Origin of the sequence: Helicobacter zhangjianzhongii (assembly GCF_030249855.1) — a bacterium.
Lineage (GTDB): Bacteria > Campylobacterota > Campylobacteria > Campylobacterales > Helicobacteraceae > Helicobacter_B > Helicobacter_B zhangjianzhongii.
The window spans coordinates 194,075-210,880 of record NZ_JANURN010000003.1 but is presented as its reverse complement, the minus strand read 5'-3'; the positions used below and the strand labels follow the sequence as shown (position 1 = coordinate 210,880).

15 protein-coding genes are annotated in these 16,806 nt (G+C 43.8%); 8 read left to right on the top strand and 7 right to left on the bottom strand.

Translation table 11 applies throughout. The annotated features are described in order from the left end of the window. Positions 1 to 23: 23 nt before the first annotated feature. Entirely contained in the window at positions 24 to 479 is a 456-nt protein-coding gene (locus NYG90_RS04400; RefSeq protein WP_115012201.1) for a Dps family protein, read from the top strand. A gap of 162 nt (positions 480 to 641) precedes the next feature. Here the strand turns inward: NYG90_RS04400 and NYG90_RS04395 are convergent, their stop codons facing one another. Then, on the bottom strand, positions 642 to 2,099 hold the full coding sequence (locus tag NYG90_RS04395) for a hypothetical protein (protein WP_285264747.1): 1,458 nt from the start codon (positions 2,097 to 2,099) through the stop codon (positions 642 to 644). Between the two features lie 374 nt (positions 2,100 to 2,473). On the opposite strand from NYG90_RS04395, the gene NYG90_RS04390 reads away from it, so the two are divergent. Next, positions 2,474 to 2,608 carry a hypothetical protein gene (locus tag NYG90_RS04390; protein WP_258552290.1) on the top strand — a complete coding sequence of 45 codons (135 nt, stop codon included), beginning with the start codon at positions 2,474 to 2,476 and terminating at the stop codon, positions 2,606 to 2,608. 131 nt (positions 2,609 to 2,739) lie between these two features. On the opposite strand, the gene flgK is transcribed toward NYG90_RS04390, so the two are convergent. The 3 genes from flgK to NYG90_RS04375 form a co-directional block, all read right to left on the bottom strand. Then, entirely contained in the window at positions 2,740 to 4,566 is a 1,827-nt protein-coding gene (gene flgK, locus NYG90_RS04385) for a flagellar hook-associated protein FlgK (RefSeq protein ID WP_115012198.1), read from the bottom strand. A gap of 10 nt (positions 4,567 to 4,576) precedes the next feature. Then, positions 4,577 to 5,017, bottom strand: a complete 441-nt coding sequence (locus tag NYG90_RS04380) for a hypothetical protein (RefSeq protein WP_115012197.1) — start codon at positions 5,015 to 5,017, stop codon at positions 4,577 to 4,579. 64 nt (positions 5,018 to 5,081) lie between these two features. Then, positions 5,082 to 5,303, bottom strand: coding sequence for a flagellar biosynthesis anti-sigma factor FlgM (locus tag NYG90_RS04375; protein ID WP_115012196.1), 222 nt, complete (start codon positions 5,301 to 5,303; stop codon positions 5,082 to 5,084). Positions 5,304 to 5,788: 485 nt separating this feature from the next. Here NYG90_RS04375 and NYG90_RS04370 point away from each other — a divergent pair, with 485 nt between their 5' ends. The 5 genes from NYG90_RS04370 (at position 5,789) to NYG90_RS04350 (ending at position 11,222) form a co-directional block, all read left to right on the top strand. Further along, the gene (locus NYG90_RS04370) at positions 5,789 to 7,006 is read left to right on the top strand and encodes a peptidoglycan DD-metalloendopeptidase family protein (RefSeq protein WP_285257063.1); all 1,218 of its coding nucleotides are present in this window, start codon (positions 5,789 to 5,791) and stop codon (positions 7,004 to 7,006) included. A gap of 2 nt (positions 7,007 to 7,008) precedes the next feature. After that, on the top strand, positions 7,009 to 7,611 hold the full coding sequence (locus NYG90_RS04365; RefSeq protein WP_115012194.1) for an NUDIX domain-containing protein: 603 nt from the start codon (positions 7,009 to 7,011) through the stop codon (positions 7,609 to 7,611). Between the two features lie 53 nt (positions 7,612 to 7,664). Next, positions 7,665 to 8,426 carry a plasminogen-binding N-terminal domain-containing protein gene (locus NYG90_RS04360; protein WP_115012193.1) on the top strand — a complete coding sequence of 254 codons (762 nt, stop codon included), beginning with the start codon at positions 7,665 to 7,667 and terminating at the stop codon, positions 8,424 to 8,426. Between the two features lie 103 nt (positions 8,427 to 8,529). Then, a complete protein-coding gene (locus NYG90_RS04355; protein ID WP_285257062.1) occupies positions 8,530 to 9,915 on the top strand; it encodes an FAD-linked oxidase C-terminal domain-containing protein in 1,386 nt (461 codons plus the stop codon). Beyond that, on the top strand, positions 9,912 to 11,222 hold the full coding sequence (locus NYG90_RS04350; protein ID WP_285257061.1) for a CapA family protein: 1,311 nt from the start codon (positions 9,912 to 9,914) through the stop codon (positions 11,220 to 11,222). The genes NYG90_RS04355 and NYG90_RS04350 overlap by 4 nt, the downstream gene beginning before the upstream one ends. A gap of 41 nt (positions 11,223 to 11,263) precedes the next feature. On the opposite strand, the gene NYG90_RS04345 is transcribed toward NYG90_RS04350, so the two are convergent. Next, positions 11,264 to 11,497 carry a hypothetical protein gene (locus NYG90_RS04345; protein WP_285257060.1) on the bottom strand — a complete coding sequence of 78 codons (234 nt, stop codon included), beginning with the start codon at positions 11,495 to 11,497 and terminating at the stop codon, positions 11,264 to 11,266. A 117-nt stretch (positions 11,498 to 11,614) separates the two neighbouring features. Between NYG90_RS04345 and flgL the strand changes: the two genes are divergently transcribed. Next, on the top strand, positions 11,615 to 14,170 hold the full coding sequence (flgL, locus tag NYG90_RS04340) for a flagellar hook-associated protein FlgL (protein ID WP_285257059.1): 2,556 nt from the start codon (positions 11,615 to 11,617) through the stop codon (positions 14,168 to 14,170). Between the two features lie 389 nt (positions 14,171 to 14,559). On the opposite strand, the gene NYG90_RS04335 is transcribed toward flgL, so the two are convergent. Further along, complete coding sequence (locus tag NYG90_RS04335) at positions 14,560 to 15,393, bottom strand: oxidoreductase (protein ID WP_285264746.1); 834 nt, start codon at positions 15,391 to 15,393, stop codon at positions 14,560 to 14,562. A 27-nt stretch (positions 15,394 to 15,420) separates the two neighbouring features. After that, positions 15,421 to 16,761 carry a flagellar protein export ATPase FliI gene (fliI, locus tag NYG90_RS04330; RefSeq protein ID WP_285257057.1) on the bottom strand — a complete coding sequence of 447 codons (1,341 nt, stop codon included), beginning with the start codon at positions 16,759 to 16,761 and terminating at the stop codon, positions 15,421 to 15,423. Between the last annotated feature and the right edge of the window lie 45 nt (positions 16,762 to 16,806).

The following is a 16,806-nucleotide window of genomic DNA, read 5'->3' as shown; positions in this document are numbered from 1 at the left end:
AACCCATATTTAAGGAGTAGGCAATGAAAGAGAAGAAAAAGGCAGATAAGGTTGTTGAGAGTTTGCGAAAGCTTCAGGCTGATAGCATTGTGCTATATATGAAAGTGCATAACTTCCACTGGAATGTTAGAGGCAGTGATTTCCCGCAAGCTCACAAAGCTTTGGAGGAGATTTATGATGGTTTTGCCGATATGTTTGATGACTTGGCAGAGCGTGTGATCCAGCTTGGCGGGACGCCTGTGGTAACACTTGCTGAGGCGATCAAGATCTCTAAGATTAAAGAAGAGACAAAGACAACTTTCACTTCAAAAGAGATTCTAAAAGAAGTGCTAAAAATTTATGAAAACTTGCACGAAGATTTTACAGACTTAGCAAAGCTTGCTGACAAAGATGAAGATAGAGTAACTGCTTCATATTGTGATGATAAGCTAGCCGAGCTAGAAAAGGCTATCTGGATGGTAAAAGCCCAGCTAGCATAGGTGCTGGAATCCACTTTTATCGCACGCCCTAGAATCACTTTTGTGATTATCGTATTTTATGCGTTTTTTTGTTTATAGATTGCCACGCGGACTTTGTCCGCTCGCAATGACAAGTAAAAAAGCGTTGAATGTAAAAAGTGGATTCTAAGGGATAGCCAAAATCTATGGAATCTTATATATGTAATCACGCAAAGGAAGCTTAAAGAAATTTTCATACCCTTGTGTAACTTCTTCAACTTGATTAGAAAAAATGTATTTAATTATAGGTCTCAAGCCAATGTATGGCAGCCCAAACCACGCACTTTCATATACAAGCGTGTATTTTTGCCGCATAGTAGATAGATAGCTAGAATCTATCATTTTATTTGTATTGAGATTAAGCATAATATAATCACCACTTTGTGGTGCTTTTTGCGGCTGGATTGAGACATTATAAGTATCATAAAAAGCCTTTAGATAGATGTCAAAATAGCCCCAATACCAAGTAAAATCTCGCCATTTATCATTATCATCACCATCAAAATAGAGATTGATATGCTCTGTATGTTTTGCCTCTTGAGCGATAAACATTAGCGCATTGTGAAATTTAATACCCTCTGTCTTTAAACCTATATATGTTGTGATACCTTGAGGCAAAGAATTTGTTATGTAAAAAACAAGTGTAGCAATACCCGCTGCTTTAAAAACAAATTTTCTCCAATATCCTTGCACAAAAAGAAAATATATCACCCCACCAAATGCCATAAAATACATAGGCAAAATATAATAATTTCTAAAAAACCCCATTTTTATAAAAACACAGACATAAAGCAAAGAGCCAAATAACAAACCATCATAAATACTATGAATCGCACATCTATACCGCACATACAAATAGATCCTATATGCTACAAGCATAGGAAGAAGTATAAGCAAAAACATATCATTTGTCGCAAGATTAAAAATGCCACTTATAAATGACAAAATCATTGCTCTTTGACTTTCATAGCCCACACCATAATACCCATTAACATTAGGGATAATTAACACACAATAAAGTATAAAATATAGCAACGCACTACACGCTAAAGATGCGTAGTAGATATGTAGCTGTTTATGTCGTATATAATGCACCACAACGCCAAACACACCAAAAAATCCAATGAATAAAAATGTAGGCTCTTTGTAATATAAAGCAATGGTGGCAGCAATGAAGCCAATCCAAGCATAGCGCGACTTATTTGTTGCAGCAAATTTCATACTTGCCCACACAAATAGCAGCAAAAATACAATCTGCATCCGCTCTGGATAGCAAATACCAAGCATTATAGTGGCAAACCCGGGGTGAAAGAGAATAAGCAAAAGCGCAAATACTCTAAGCCATTTGTATGCTTCTCCACAAATCAAGCGCGAAATCTGCCACAAAAGCAGCCCCACACATAGCACAATACACGCATTGAAAGTGAAAAATGCATAAGGACTTTTTGTCCATCGCATCAATATATTTAAATCCAGCGAAGCAAAGGGGAAAAATCTCCCAGCTTGTGGATCCCAGCCATTAAAAATAGGCATATCATAGTAGATTTCAAGCCACATCCAAATATCATCAAGATTGAAAGTGTAGCGAGAGTAGGCGACCATACCCGCACAATACAAAACAAGCAACAACGCATAAATAAAAGCTGGATAAGTGATCTTAAAGATTGGTTTGGTTTGGTTTGGTTTGGTTTGGTTTGGTTTGGTTTGGTTTGGTTTGGTTTCATAGCGAACCTTAATTTTTTATAAATTTAGTAAAAGTGCAAACACAATACTAAGCGCAATCATAGCTATTTGGACTCTCTCTTGCAAGGTTTTGTGGCAAGGTTTTGTGCGTGATTGCTGTAAATACTTCAGCTAAAGATCAGGCTGAATGATAGGCAAGATTCTAGCGCGAAAATGGTCAGTGCAAAATCTCCTGACAATAAAAGGCTTTATTCCTAGAATCCACTTTTGCAAAAGTGGATTCTAGTGGGAGAGTGGATCGCCACGCAATCGCTACCGCGCTTGCTCGCGATGACAAAGCTGCAGTGGATTGCCACGCGGATAAATCCGCTCGCAATGACAATGAAAACGCCGCTAATAAAAAAGTGGATTCTAGGGGGTTTGATTAAAGGGGCGATTTTTGGGGGTTGGGGGCTGGCTTTTGGGGTGATATGCTCGCGTGTGTAGGCGAGTATGGGGCTTGGCTACCTAAATAGCGCGATCAATCGCATTGCTTACACAAGGACTCTAAACAAGCCCACTATTGCTTAATCCCTAGCAGTGTCTCTATCATTCTATCAATTGTTGTGATGACTTTCGCATTTGCTGCATAGCCGCCTTGAAACTTAATGAGATCCACCATTTCTTCATCGATACTTACTTGCGTGATCGATAAATGCTCTTTTTTCGTGGCTTCATAGACAGACTTTTTTGTATCTAGGGTGCGCTGCGCTTCTTCTGTGTCGGTGGCTACGCGTCCAGAGGCATATTGATAAAACTCGCTGATTTTCATTGTGGAGTTGATTTTGGTGCGTTTGTTGTAGAAATCTACTTTGTCATATTGAAGCTGCTGCATCATATTTGCCACATCGAAATTCCCATTGATAGGGGTGAGCCACGGGCGGATATAAGTAGGGTCTTTTTCATAGTCGCGGTGTAGGTGAATATCCTTGGCACTATCGCCTTGTAGGAATTTGTTGATCCCCATTGCCCCTGTGAAATTTGTGCCATTATCTTTGATACCCACATAGAATCCATCTGCAGGGCGATTGGCTTCTACGACAAATTTTTTCACCACAGGATCAAACTGCGCGTGGAAAAAGTCATCAAAATCATTTGTGTCGTTGTTGTCGTTGTTGTCATCGGTGTTGGCATTGATTTGGCGCACGATGTCGTGCATTGTTGTTACATTATCGATGTAGATTCTCCTGCTAGCGACTATTTGTCCATTGGTGTTGTAGGCTATGAGATCAAATGAGCCGTTTTTGAAGTTGTAGCCAGAATCCTTTAGGGCTTGATTGCGCTCAAAGCTCACTTCCGCTCCTACAAGTGAGTGGGCGGCAGATTGGGCATAGATGGCGTTTGTGGCTTCCATAAATCCTTGGGCAAATGTATCAAGCAGATCAATATAACGCTGGATATGCCCGACTTTTGTGCCATTGTAGCCGGTGTTGTAGAGATTGATAAGCGAGCCAGCCTTGCCCTCATTCATCTTATCGGTAATATCCACATCTTTAAAATCATAGGTGCGATAATACACGCGATTTAAATGCTCGGCATTGTTTTCTTTCTCCAAAGTTAGAGGGTGGAAAGTATAGCCATCGACAATATTAAAGCCCTGTGCGACATTCATCACATAGTTTTCATCAAAGTCCGCTGTTTTGGGCGAGGTTTGAGAATCTGTCTTTAAATGCCCTTTAAACACCTTGCCGCCGATGATTTCGATCAAATGGTATTCATACTCATCGCGCCTATCGCGTAGCTCGTTTGCTTGCTTGTATTGCTTGGCATCTTCCATTTCGCCGATTTTTTGATTGAGCTGGGCGATCTGCCCACCTAGGCGATTGGCTTCTTTGACAAGTGTTTCGAGATTTTCACTAGCTTGGCGTTGGATATTCACAAGCTTTAGGCGTGTGTCGCGGATATTTCTTGTCAAAACTTGTGTAGCTTCAGCGAGCACTTGCTTTTGGGCGGCGTCTTTTGGGTTTTTGGAGAGATCTTTCCACGCGTTAAAATATGTGCTTAGGTCATTAAAGATCCCAACCCCATCTACATCGGGAAAATGCGCTGAGATTTCTCGCAAAGTATCAAAGCTATTTTGGAAAAATGCCGTTTCTGATCCAGCCTTAGTGTAGCGGTCAAACACAAAATCATCGTGGATTCTGCGTATGGCTTGGACATCGACACCTCTTCCCATAATAAGCCCTTGGTGCATAACAAGTGGCTTTTCAGGCTGGGCGATAACGCGCTTGCGACTATAAAACTCATCGCTTGCATTGGAGATGTTGTTGCTCGTGGTATCCACCATAACTTGGTGGGCTTGCAAGCCTGTGTAAGAGGTGTTTAGTGAAGTGAGGATCCCGCCCATATCTTACTCTTTATGCTTGGACTTGCAGGAAGCTTGCTTGCTTTGGTGTGCTTATGCGTCTGTTTTCTCCATAGGCTGGCAGATCTTTTGGTATGAGTCTATCCATAAGAGAGGTGAAAAACTCTGATACAGCAAACACCATACGCGCATAATCGCTATTGATCCTTTTTAGCTCATTGAGAGATTCTCGCATCACGCCAAAGAGATCCACTGCCTCTTGCCCAATGACTTCTGCCATATTTTTGTGGGGGTCTTTTTCCATAAGCGTGCGCACTTCTTGATCAAGTAGTGATCTTTTGATCTCAAATTCTTTTATAAGTGCGTCTTTTTGGATATTGCGTGCGAATATTTCATCGTGATCAGCACGCTTTATGGCTTGTATGTCAAGCTGAGTATAAGATATGAGAGTATGTAAATCTTGTATGGCACCTTGCAAATATTGAATCAGCATTGCTTAATCCTTTATCGCCTGCTGCCACACCTAAGCGGTAGCTTAGAGAGAGCCAAACAGGTTTTTAGACATTAAGCAAATCTAGTGCCATTTTTTCTGAAGTTTTGCGTAGGTCGATTTTGTAGTCTTTGTTCTCGATGGCTTCTTTGATTTGTGCGACACGATTTTGCTCTGCTACTTCTTCTATGTCCTTGCTTTTTCTAGCTAGAATCCTACTTTCTTCATCTCTTTGGGCTTGTGTATTGGCAGTAGCCGCTATGATACTTGAGTTGATAGAGCCGATCATATTCACTCCTTTTAAGTTTCTATAAGATCGATATCGACCTTTTGCGCTTAGGATTTTAGCATTTTATTATCTATTTATTGCTTTATTTATTTCGCGTTGGAAATTTTCCACATTTGTTGTCTCTTTTCTCTGCTGCCCATCTTGAAACAGCGATACATTTGGATTGATATGGTAAGTAAAGATACCGACAAACACCATCGCATAGCAAAAAAGTATGAAACAAATAGTAGGAAATAACCAAGTTTTAATATCCATAACACCAACTCCCAAAATAGAGAAAAGTAGAGAATCTCACGATTGCATTTACAGCCATAAATGCGCTTGTTTAGGCTAGGCATTATATAATATACAGCACAAAATATTTCAAGATTTCATAAAAATTTATTATAATTGCGGATTTAATATGGGTATTGGCAGTATTGATCCCTACAAGATGAAAGATACTTTTGGTGAAAGATACTTGGGCTATTTTCTTAAGGATTTTAATGGTTTATTTGGCATTGATGATGAAAAAAAGCAGTATTGTCTGGCTATTTCGTGCTTGTAGCAAGAGGCTAGCGGCATTAGTTTTTGTGTGTTTGTGTGGTGTGCAAGTGGGCTATGGTGCAGTTGGGGAGCGGCTAAATTGGGGGAGCGGCTTAACACTGCTTGGATTTTTTGAGCAAAATCTTATCCCCTTAAAGCTTTACTACAATCTCTCACCCCAAGATAAAGAGCTTACCGCTGAAGTCAAGGCTAATGCGACTTACTATACTTTGCGTAATGATGCTGGTGATTTGCTCCACGCTCTTATCCCCATTAGCGATAGCGTGCAAATGCACATTTATAAAGCTAAAGACACCTATAAGCTAGATTTTATCCCTATTATTGCGTTTGCTAAATCACAAACCCTTGCCATTTCCGTGCAAAACTCCCCCTATCAAGATATTGTCAATGCCACCACAGATGTCCTGCTTGCTTCGGAGTTTTCTAATATTTACAAAAAAAGCGTGGCTTCACGCACAATGCACGCAGGCGATCGGCTAGCGATTGTGTTTGAGCGCGATTATCGGCTAGGCAAGCCCTTTGGGATACCAAATATACAAGCTGGTATGATCGAGACGGCTAAAAAGCAAAATTTCGTATTTTTACATACAAATGGGCATTACTACGATAGTAATGCCAAGGAAATGGCAGGCTTCACGCTAGAAGTCCCTGTGCAATACACGCGTATTTCTTCGCGCTTTTCTCACGGCAGAAAGCACCCTATTTTAAAGATCGTGCGTCCGCACTATGGTGTGGATTATGTAGCAAAGGCTGGGACGCCTATCCGCGCAGCAGCAAGTGGCAAGGTGGTGTTCGCTGGAGTTCGAGGGGGCTATGGCAAGGTAGTGGAGATCGCGCACGAGGGGGGGCTAAAGACACTATATGCGCATATGCAGAGTATCCACACTCGCTCTGGTGCGTATGTGCGATCTGGCACGATTATCGGCAGAGTGGGCAGCACAGGAATGAGCACAGGACCGCATTTGCACTTTGGTGTATATAAATTCAATCAGCCAATCAACCCCCTAGGTAGAATCCGCACAGCCAAAAGTGAGCTTAGCGGCAAGGAAAAAAGGGAGTTCTTATCCGTAGCACAAGGCTATCAGCAGACCATAGATGCTGCCTTGCAAGCAAGCGATTTTAGTGTGCAGTCATTTTATCTTTTTGCCAAGGAGTAGTTATGAAAAAGTATTTTCTCTCTTCCCCGCTTCCTACGCCCAAGATCACGGATTTGAGGCAGGATTCTTGTAAGGATTCTCGCTTCATTAAGCCTATGCGATTATTTTATAAGCAAGATGGGATAGAGAAAAGCTGGGATATTATCCACTCTCACGATAGCGTATCAATTATGCTTTATGAAGTTGATCTTGATGCATTTGTGATTGTCAAGCAGTTTCGCCCAGCGGTGTTTATGCGCAATAATGATGGCTATATCTATGAGCTTTGTGCGGGGCTTGTGGATAAGTCTAAAAAGAGCTTAGAAGAAATTGCAGTAGAAGAAGTCTTTGAGGAGTGCGGCTATGAGATTAGCCCTAATCGCTTGGAAAAAATCACGACTTTTTATACATCAGTTGGGATTAGTGGGGCTAGGCAGACGATATTTTTCGCCAAAGTGTCCAAGAAGGACAAGCGAGCATTGGGCGGTGGGATTGATGATGAGAAGATAGAGGTATTGTATCTTAAGCGCGATAGCGCACTAGCATTTACCAAAGATGAAAGCTATCATAAGACCCCAGCCCTAGCCTTTGCGATCAATTATTTTTTTGATCAATACAATACTTGATTAGGTGCGTAGGTGGGAGCTAGTTTAGATTCTATATTGCTTAAGGATTGTGTGTGAGATATGTTTTTTGCGTGATGATTATGGGCTGTCTGTGGGCTTATGGGCATTCGCTCCAGAATCCACTTAAACTTAGTATCCAAGCTGTTGATGAAAAAGCACAGATTATCGAGATCCCTGCTATGGATTTGCAAGTGGGTGAGAGTGGGCTTGTGTGGCATAGATTTGATAGCAATTATGCAAGCGTGATTGCAGAAGTGGCGGTGATAAAGGTGGATTCTGGGGTGGCGTATGGAAAAATCCAAGCCGATAGTGTGCTAAAGCAAAAATACCTGCCTTCGCCCACCAATGCCCCCACAAAAGGCGATGAGGTGTATTTCCGCACGCTCAATAATCGCGCTTTCATCATCGCTCCTACACTAGAATCTTACGAGCAAGTGCGCAGTGCGTATCCTGCTATTGAGTTTTTAAACTCTGATTTGATGATTGGGTATTTGTTTGATATGGGGGGGTTTGATCCCAAGCCTGCATTTTTGAATAAAGTGTGTAGGATCTATAATGCAGGCTTGCTATTTGTGATCGCCACAGAGTCGCTTAATATCCTTGACTGCCAAAGCTTAGTGGTGCTAGAAAAGCGTGAATTCTCCACGAGTGAGCTTGAAAATGCTAGCACGATCGCGCCATTTTTCTCTAGAGTGCAGTATGCCTCTAGTGGATCGCTTGATACGGCATTGTTTAAAAAGTATTCCAAGCAGTATTTCCGCTACTATGACGCGCTAATCGCGCAGGGCAAGGATTTTAAGGCGTCAAAGGAGTAGGGTAAGTGAGAGCAAAGCATTGTTGGTGTGGGTATAGATATGATTGCACTAGATGGGCGTGAGCCAAGACAAGAGTAAGATAACTAAGGGCTAAGGAGCTGCTATGCTAGAATCCACACATATACAAGCATTAAGTGCGATAGTAGGGAAAGATAATTGCCACACACATAAGGCGCATTTGCTTGCCTACTGCTATGACGCTACAAGGGAGCGATATGAGCCAGATGCGGTGGTATATCCGCGCGATGAGGCTGAAGTAAGCGCGATTTTGCGCTATTGTAATACCCACAAAATCGCCATTGTGCCGCGCGGGGCGGGGAGTGGCTTCACAGGTGGGGCTCTGCCTGCTAGTGGTGGAATCATCTTAAGCCTTGAGAAGCACTTCAATCAAATCTTAGAAATCGATGAGAAAAATCTCATTGCTAGAGTCCAGCCCGGCGTGGTGAATAAAATCTTTCAAAACGAAGTGGAAAAACGGGGGCTTTTCTACCCGCCAGATCCAGCTAGCCAAGATTACAGCACGCTAGGGGGCAATGTCAGTGAAAACGCCGGAGGAATGCGCGCGGCAAAGTATGGGATCACCAAAGATTATGTGCTTGCCTTGCGTGCGGTGCTGCCAAATGGCGATATTATCCGCGCAGGCAAAAAGACGATTAAAGATGTCGCAGGCTACAACATCGCAGGCATTTTGATCGCTAGTGAGGGCACGCTTGCAGTCATCACAGAGCTTACTTTGAAGCTGCTGCCCAAGCCTCAATACAAACGCTCGGCTATGGGGGTGTTTGCAAGCATTGAAGATGCGATGAATGCGGTGTATAGAAGTATGGCAAGTGGGATTACGCCTGTGGCTATGGAGTTTTTAGACAAGCTCTCTATCCAAGCGGTTGAAGAGCGATTTCATAAGGGGCTGCCAAAGGACGCTGGGGCGATTTTGATCACGCAAGTTGATGGTGATTTGCCAGAGGCATTAGAAGCTGATCTTAGCAAGCTAGAAGCGCGATTTATGGAAAATGGCTGCACGAAGTTTGTCGTAGCTAAGGATTCTAAGGAGGAAGAGGACTTGTGGTTTGCAAGACGCAATGCAAGCCAGAGTATCACAATCTATGGCAGAAAAAAGCTTAATGAAGACATTACCGTGCCGCGCTCTCGCTTGCCAGAGCTGCTTGCTAGGATCCAAGAAATGAGCGAGAAATATGGCTTTAAGATCCCTTGCTTTGGGCATACGGGCGATGGCAATGTGCATACGAATGTGATGGTGCCAAATCCCGATGATAAAGATGAGCTAGCTCGCGGCTATGCGTGTATTGAAGAGATTTTTGCCATTGCGGTGGAGCTAGAGGGCACGCTTAGTGGCGAGCACGGCATAGGGCTATCCAAAGCCCCCTTTATGCACCTAGCTTTCACGCAAGAAGAGATGAATTTGTTTAAGGCAATCAAGCAGGCATTTGATCCAAACAATATTTTGAACCCGGGCAAAATGGGCTTATGATTCTTACCAAGGGCGATCTGCATAGATCTAAGGCGTGGATTTGTGCTTATCTTGCGTGCTTATGGCTCGCTTATCCGCTGCACGCAGTGTCTCAAGACATTGCAATAGAATCTAATTTTGTCAAATCCACTTCATCGCAAGAGCTAGAATCCAGCGCAAATACGCCGCAAAAATCAGCCCAAGAGGCACAAGCTAAGATCGCGCCAGACTCTCCACCTAAGCGCACGAAGCGGCTTTTTACGCGCGCGCATTCTTTGTCGCTTGTGATGGCAGGTGATGCGCTGCTGCATACGCCGGTATATACAGATGCGCAAAAAGTGGATTCTAGCACTGGTGCTATCACATATAACTTCGCCAAGATGTTTGCGCCTATCGCCCCACTCATCGCACGCTATGACTTGGCATTTTACAATCAAGAGACCATTTTAGGCGGCACAGAGCTTGGGCTTAGTAGCTATCCAAGCTTTAACTCCCCGCAAGAATTTGGCGATACGATGCTTTCCCTTGGCTTTAATCTCATCTCCCTAGCCAATAACCACACGCTTGATAAAGGCGAGCGCGGTGTGCGGACAATGCTTGCGTATTGGCATACAAAAGAGGCAGAGTCTATCACACGAGCAATGCCAATCACCATCGCTGGAAGCTATGCAAGTCAAGAGGATAGAGATAAGCCTAGAATCTATGAGAAAAATGGCATTACCTACGCGCTGCTTGCCTACACTTATGGCACCAATGGTATCCCTATCCCAAAGGGCAAGGAATATCTTGTCAATGTCTATACCAAAGATATGCTTATACGCGATGTCAAAGCCCTGCGGGATAAGGTGGATTTGCTGCTTGTCTCAATGCACTGGGGCATAGAATACGACTTTGCCCCAAGCAAGGAGCAGCGCGAGTTTGCCGCGCTTTTAGCGAGCCTTGGCGTGGATATTGTCATCGGCAATCACCCCCATGTGATCCAGCCTATTGAAAAAATCGGCAACACCCTTGTGATCTACTCGCACGGCAATCTCATCTCCGCGCAAAAGGGCATAAACAAGCGCGTGGGTATGCTCACTTCTGTGCGCATACATTTGTTTGATACAAAAAAGCGTGAAGCCCTTCTTGCTAGGCTTGGGGCAGAGAGGGGATTTGTGCCTAGGGTATCTTTAAGCGATTTGCGTGCAGAGCTTATTTGGACGCATTATGAGAGTGGGGGCAAAAACTTTGCCATCTATCCATTGCGAAAGGTAAGCAATAAGCTTCTGCCAAACGCCAAGCACATCTATAAAGACTACACAAAGATCCTCACCCAAGCGTGGAAGTAAGGGGTAGGATCTAAAGTGGCACCTTTTTTGCTTACTTTGCATTAGGAGGTGGGGTGTGAAACGAGGATTCTAGCAATGCCAAAAATCCAAAAACCTAGAATCCACTTTTGACAAAATCGCTTTAAAACGCCGCGGATTCTAGGATTTTGACAAAAACGCTCAAAGGTTAGCAGGCGGCAGGATTTGCGATGAAACAGAGGCTGAAAGTATGTTTGATAACCACCTTGTAGGCGGAAGGATTTTGAGGCTAGAATTGGGGTTTGCAAGGCTTGCAAGGAAATAAGACTTGGAGTCTATTGACGAAGCAAGATGAAGCAATCTGCGATTCTAGCCCAAAAGCCAACGCCACAAGTGAAAAGTGGATTCTAGGATTTTAAGCTCAAGGAGATTCTATGCGTATCACATTTGGGACCAAGTATAACCAAATGAACCACTACCAAAACACCTTGCAAAACAAGCTTAATGACAAAAATACGCAGATTGCTTCTGGGCTTAAAATCCAATACGGCTACCAAGATGCAAGCGTGTATAATCAAAATCTCCGCTTTGAAAATGAGATCAACACCCTAGCCCAAGGCATTGATGTCGCTGAGCACGCACAAACCGCCACGCTTAATACCGATAAAACCTTATCCGATCTATCAGAGACAATGGTGCAGTTTAAGACAAAGCTAATCCAAGCGGCAAATGACATACACTCCCCTGCCTCTCGTGAGGCTATCGCCAATGATATGGAGGCGTTGAAAAAGCATTTTCTAAGCCTAGCAAATACTTCTATCGGTGGGAATTTCATCTTTGGCGGGAGTAGAGTCGATCACCCGCCATTTGATGAAGATGGCAACTACCACGGCAATGATGAAAAGCTCAATGTCCTAGTAAGCTCGCATAATCTTGTGCCATATAATGTAACAGGGCAGGAGCTGTTTTTTGGCAGGGATAGTGATAAGCAGCGTATCATCACCACAAACCTAAAAATGCTTAATCAATCCAAGCTGCACCCGGGCATTATGGATAGCTCAAACCGCAGCAATCTCTCCCAAGAAGTCTATATCAAAGCCAGCGATACTTTGCGCGATTTGATCGGCGATGATGATAGCGACCCTAGCAATGATGTGCCGGAGTATTTTTATCTGCGGGGTGTGCGATCTGATGGCTCGGTGTTTAAGTCTAAATTTGCCTTGGATAAAGGATTTTCTAATGATGCGCGAGCGACAAAGGTGCAGGACTTGCTTGATCGCATTGGCAAGGAGTTTGGCAATACGGCGTTAAATAAAGTCGTAGAAGTTACACTTAATCAATGGGGGCAAATAGAGATCAAAGACTTAGAGCCCGGTAAATCAGGGATAGATTTTCATATGATTTCAAGCGATATGAATGTCGATAATATTGATGATTTGATCACTAATGGAGCGCGCGTTACAGCCTATAATCAAAGTGCGTTTTTGACAGATAGGGTGGTATCTACCATCGTTGGCGTAACGGACAAAAGCGACTTCCGCAAAGTAGAGCTGCCTACGGCTTTCATCACTAGGGATAACAAAGCCGCAGAAATGACTACAAAGCTTGAAGATCTCTTCCCTCCTAATGTCTCGACACTGCTTATTAGCGGGACCCGTCCAAATACGCCAGATGGCAAGATAAACACAGGAGAAGATCAAGAGCCGCTAGATTTCTTGCGCTTTGATATTAAGGGGGCTACTGCTAGGGATCTTGCCCAAGCGATTAAAGAGCATTTTGGCGGTAATATTGATGTAACAATCACCAAGGGGCGTTTGATTGTGATTGATAATAATGTCGCAAATCAAGCGCACGACTTCCAAGATCCGCCCTTTAATGGTGAGCACGGATTCTCGATCGCTTTGACAACACTTGATGAATTTGGCGCACAAACTGATGGTGTGCCGACAGATTATGGCAATGAATATGATAGGACATTTTTTCAAGTAGAGGGCTCAAAGCTTACTTCTAGTCTCTCGCAAGTGCTGGCAAATGGCAGTGGCTATGCAAATGGCGAGACAAAACTTAGCGATGTGGTGGGGGCGAGCATTGAGGGACAAAGCTATGTGCTAAAAGTCAATGATATGAATGGTGTGCAGATAGAAGCGCGCATTGTCTTTGATGAAGCTGGGGCATATATGCTGCTGCCAAATGTCGCAGAAGATGGGCAAGACTACACGATCCCGCTTTTTAACCCTATCGATGAGCCGCCCGGAGTGAGCATTACTAAGCCTGATGATGTAACATATCGCCAGCTTATGGATGCGCTAAGTATCGCACTAAATTATAGCAACCAAGATCATAATTCTTATAAAGCAGTAGAGCCACCAAAGGGCGGTGTCGTGCAAGCGACCAAAGATGCGTATGTCCAGCTACTTACTGATGCAAAGGGAATGTTTGATGTGGCAATGACCCCAGATGGTAGAATCCAGATCCAAGACAAAATGCGCTCTGTTACGCGAATGAATGTGATGTTTTATGATGCAAGTAGCAATGATTTTTCACACGATACATTACAGCGCAATACAAATTCTCTGCGCTTAAATGCCAATAATGCGCTTGTGATTGATACACCAGAAATTAACTTTTTTAAAGAAATTGATGACATTATCGAAGCAGTGAGAAAGGGCGTGTATCGCGCAGGGGCAAAGGATTCGTATGGGGCTATTATGCGTAATAAAGGCGTGCAAAATGGCATAACGGCATTTGACCACCTAAGCGATCATATAGAAAAAATCATCGCGCTCAATGGCTCACACGGCAAGACTTTTGAAAATGTCATACGCCGCCACGAGATTTTAAAAACACAGATTGAAGGGCTTAAAGGACAAAATATCGGCACGGATATTGCAGATACTTATAATAAATTTTCTAATATCACGACAAACCTAAATGCTGTGATGAACTCTACAAGTAGGATCAACCAAATGTCGCTTGTCAATTATCTCTAGGGACTTGACATCTAGGCTGGATTCTAGTCTTTATTGTGTTTATCTTTTATTGCTTGTGGGATTTGTTGGGGATTGTTGTATGAAGTGATAGATTAACACCTTATCGCTAGGGGGGAGCGATAAGATGATAAGGAGTTAAATAAACAAAAAGGAGAGCAACGCATAAAAACTAAGATAATGTAAAAGACACTCTCAAAATGCGTTAGCCGGATATGCCATCCGGCTGGGTGGAATTATGAAATATAAAAGTAAATATTTACATAATTTTTACAAAAATTTTCGTTGTAACCACTTTAGGGTAGAATCTTGTTTCGCGCAATTCTCAATCAAAACCCCTAGTCATCACATCTAGTTATGAAGCGTGGTAGCTAGATTCTACTACCACTTCACTACCACCTCTTGCCCCACGCATAGGCGATAATTGCATCAAACAGCCTATCCCCCAAAAGGCGTTTAGCATAGAGCATAGGGCGTGCCATAAAGCCTACAAGATAGCGTGTTTTAGGGATTTTGGCAGAGATGGCTTGATAGATGGTGCGTGCGATGAGACTAGGGCTAGAGAGTGAAGAGCCTTGATAAGTTTGCTCCAACGCCCTAGCATAATGCTCACATTGCTGCTTATACGCGCCACTCTCGCTAATCTCTCGCAAATGCCTTGCAGCAATGATCCCCCAATCAGTCTTAATCCCGCCGGGCTCAATGATGATGACTGCAATGCCAAAGGGCTTTAGCTCTAATCGCAAGCTATCGCATAGCCCCTCAAGGGCAAACTTGCTTGCGTGATACCACCCACCAAAGGGTGTCCATACCTTGCCAGCTATGGAGCTTACGGCGATAATTTTGCCAGCCCCCTTTGCTCGCATACTAGGGGCGATTAGCTGCACCAAGTGCGCAAAGGCAAAGAGATTAACTTCTAGCTGTGCTTTAGCGGATTCTAGCGGCGTATCCTCCACCGCGCCGTAGAATCCATACCCAGCATTGCTAATCAAAATATCAATACCGCCCTCTTTTTGCATAACGGATTCTACGCATAATCTAATGGACTCTTCTTGTAGCAGATCGATAAACACCACGCAAATCCCCATATCCTGCAAATCTTGCATACACTCTATGCGTCTAGCAGCGGCATAGACTTTGTAGCCTGCATTATGGAGTATCACCGCTGTCTCTTTGCCGATCCCGCTACTTGCTCCTGTGAGAAATACGACTTGTTGCTGCGCCATTGTGATCCTTGGGGTAAGAGATAGAATCTATGTGTTTGGATTTTGCATAAGCTCGCTTTGTGGCAGCGCAAACACCGCCTTTAGCATTATTAGAGCTTCTTCAAAGCTCACGCTATCATCTTCTGCTTGCTTTAAAAACTCTTCCATAACAGGCTTGATCGCCAGCGCGTAGTCAAGCTCGGGATCACTGCCGTGCTGGTAGGAGCCTATGCGTAGGAGAATCTCATTGTCCTTTAGCAGCGCGTAGTAGCGGCGGAATTTCTGTATCAGCTCCCTATGTTCTTTGGTGATGATGTCATTGCTCACGCGCGAAGCAGAGGCTAAGATATTGATAGGCGGATAAATCCCAAAATCTGTCAAAGCTCGCTCTAAAATGATATGCCCATCAAGGATTGAGCGAGCTTGATCAGCGATAGGGTCGCTTAAGTCATCGCCTTCTACAAGCACGGTGAAAAATGCCGTGATAGAGCCTTTGCCCTCTTCTTTGCCTGCGCGCTCCATAAGCTGGGGCATAAGCGTTAGCACTGATGGCGGATAGCCCTTGCTTGTAGGTGGCTCGCCTAGGGCTAGCCCAATCTCTCGCTGCGCCATAGCAAAGCGCGTAACAGAATCCATAATAAACAGCACATCATTCCCCAAAGACTTAAAATACTCCGCCACTGCCATAGCACTAAATGCGCCATATTTGCGCATAAGCGGTGAGTCATCGCTTGTGGCTACGATTAGCACAGTGCTGCTAAGATCGCCGCCTAGGGACTTGTGGATAAACTCCGGCACCTCTCGCCCCCTTTCACCAATAAGAGCGATGACTTTTATAGGAGCTTTGCAGCCTTTGACAATCATTCCCATAAGGGTGGATTTCCCCACGCCAGATCCGGCAAAAATCCCAAGCTTCTGCCCCTTGCCGCAAGTAAGCAGTCCATTGATTGAGCGCACACCTACATCAAAGATCTCATCGATAATACCGCGCTTTAGTGCGCGAATGGGCGGCGTGATGATAGGCAAATGCGTGGATTCTAGCAGTGGGGGCTTGTCATCAATGGGCGTGCCAAGTGGGTCAAACACGCGCCCAAGCATAGATTCTGCCATAGGGAAAGTTAAGCCATTTTTCTCAATCATCACAATATCATTGATCCCAAAATGCTCCACGAAAGAAAAGGGATTAAACCCGAAGCTCTGCCCATCGCTTAGCGTAACAATCCCTAGCGATTGACTAGAATCCTTGTGCGTGATTTTTACAATATCGCCAACTGATGGGCTAATGCCCTTGGCATAGATGATTGTGGGTGTGATCTTGGAGATGACACCATATTGTGGCGAGAGATTTGGGCGCGAGGCGAGTTTGTGTTTAAGCACACGGAGCGACATTACATTCCTTAAGAAGTCAAATCGTGTAATTTTATAATGTTTTTT

Bases quoted from the DNA above. Each gene is read 5' to 3' on its own strand.
- flgK (WP_115012198.1), bottom strand. From the start codon at position 4,566: ATGGGCGGGATCCTCACTTCACTAAACACCTCTTACACAGGCTTGCAA.
- NYG90_RS04380 (WP_115012197.1), bottom strand. From the start codon at position 5,017: ATGCTGATTCAATATTTGCAAGGTGCCATACAAGATTTACATACTCTC.
- NYG90_RS04375 (WP_115012196.1), bottom strand. From the start codon at position 5,303: ATGATCGGCTCTATCAACTCAAGTATCATAGCGGCTACTGCCAATACA.
- fliI (WP_285257057.1), bottom strand. From the start codon at position 16,761: ATGTCGCTCCGTGTGCTTAAACACAAACTCGCCTCGCGCCCAAATCTC.
- NYG90_RS04365 (WP_115012194.1), top strand. From the start codon at position 7,009: ATGAAAAAGTATTTTCTCTCTTCCCCGCTTCCTACGCCCAAGATCACG.
- NYG90_RS04355 (WP_285257062.1), top strand. From the start codon at position 8,530: ATGCTAGAATCCACACATATACAAGCATTAAGTGCGATAGTAGGGAAA.
- NYG90_RS04335 (WP_285264746.1), bottom strand. From the start codon at position 15,393: ATGGCGCAGCAACAAGTCGTATTTCTCACAGGAGCAAGTAGCGGGATC.
- NYG90_RS04370 (WP_285257063.1), top strand. From the start codon at position 5,789: ATGGTTTATTTGGCATTGATGATGAAAAAAAGCAGTATTGTCTGGCTA.
- NYG90_RS04400 (WP_115012201.1), top strand. From the start codon at position 24: ATGAAAGAGAAGAAAAAGGCAGATAAGGTTGTTGAGAGTTTGCGAAAG.
- NYG90_RS04350 (WP_285257061.1), top strand. From the start codon at position 9,912: ATGATTCTTACCAAGGGCGATCTGCATAGATCTAAGGCGTGGATTTGT.
- flgL (WP_285257059.1), top strand. From the start codon at position 11,615: ATGCGTATCACATTTGGGACCAAGTATAACCAAATGAACCACTACCAA.
- NYG90_RS04395 (WP_285264747.1), bottom strand. From the start codon at position 2,099: ATGGTCGCCTACTCTCGCTACACTTTCAATCTTGATGATATTTGGATG.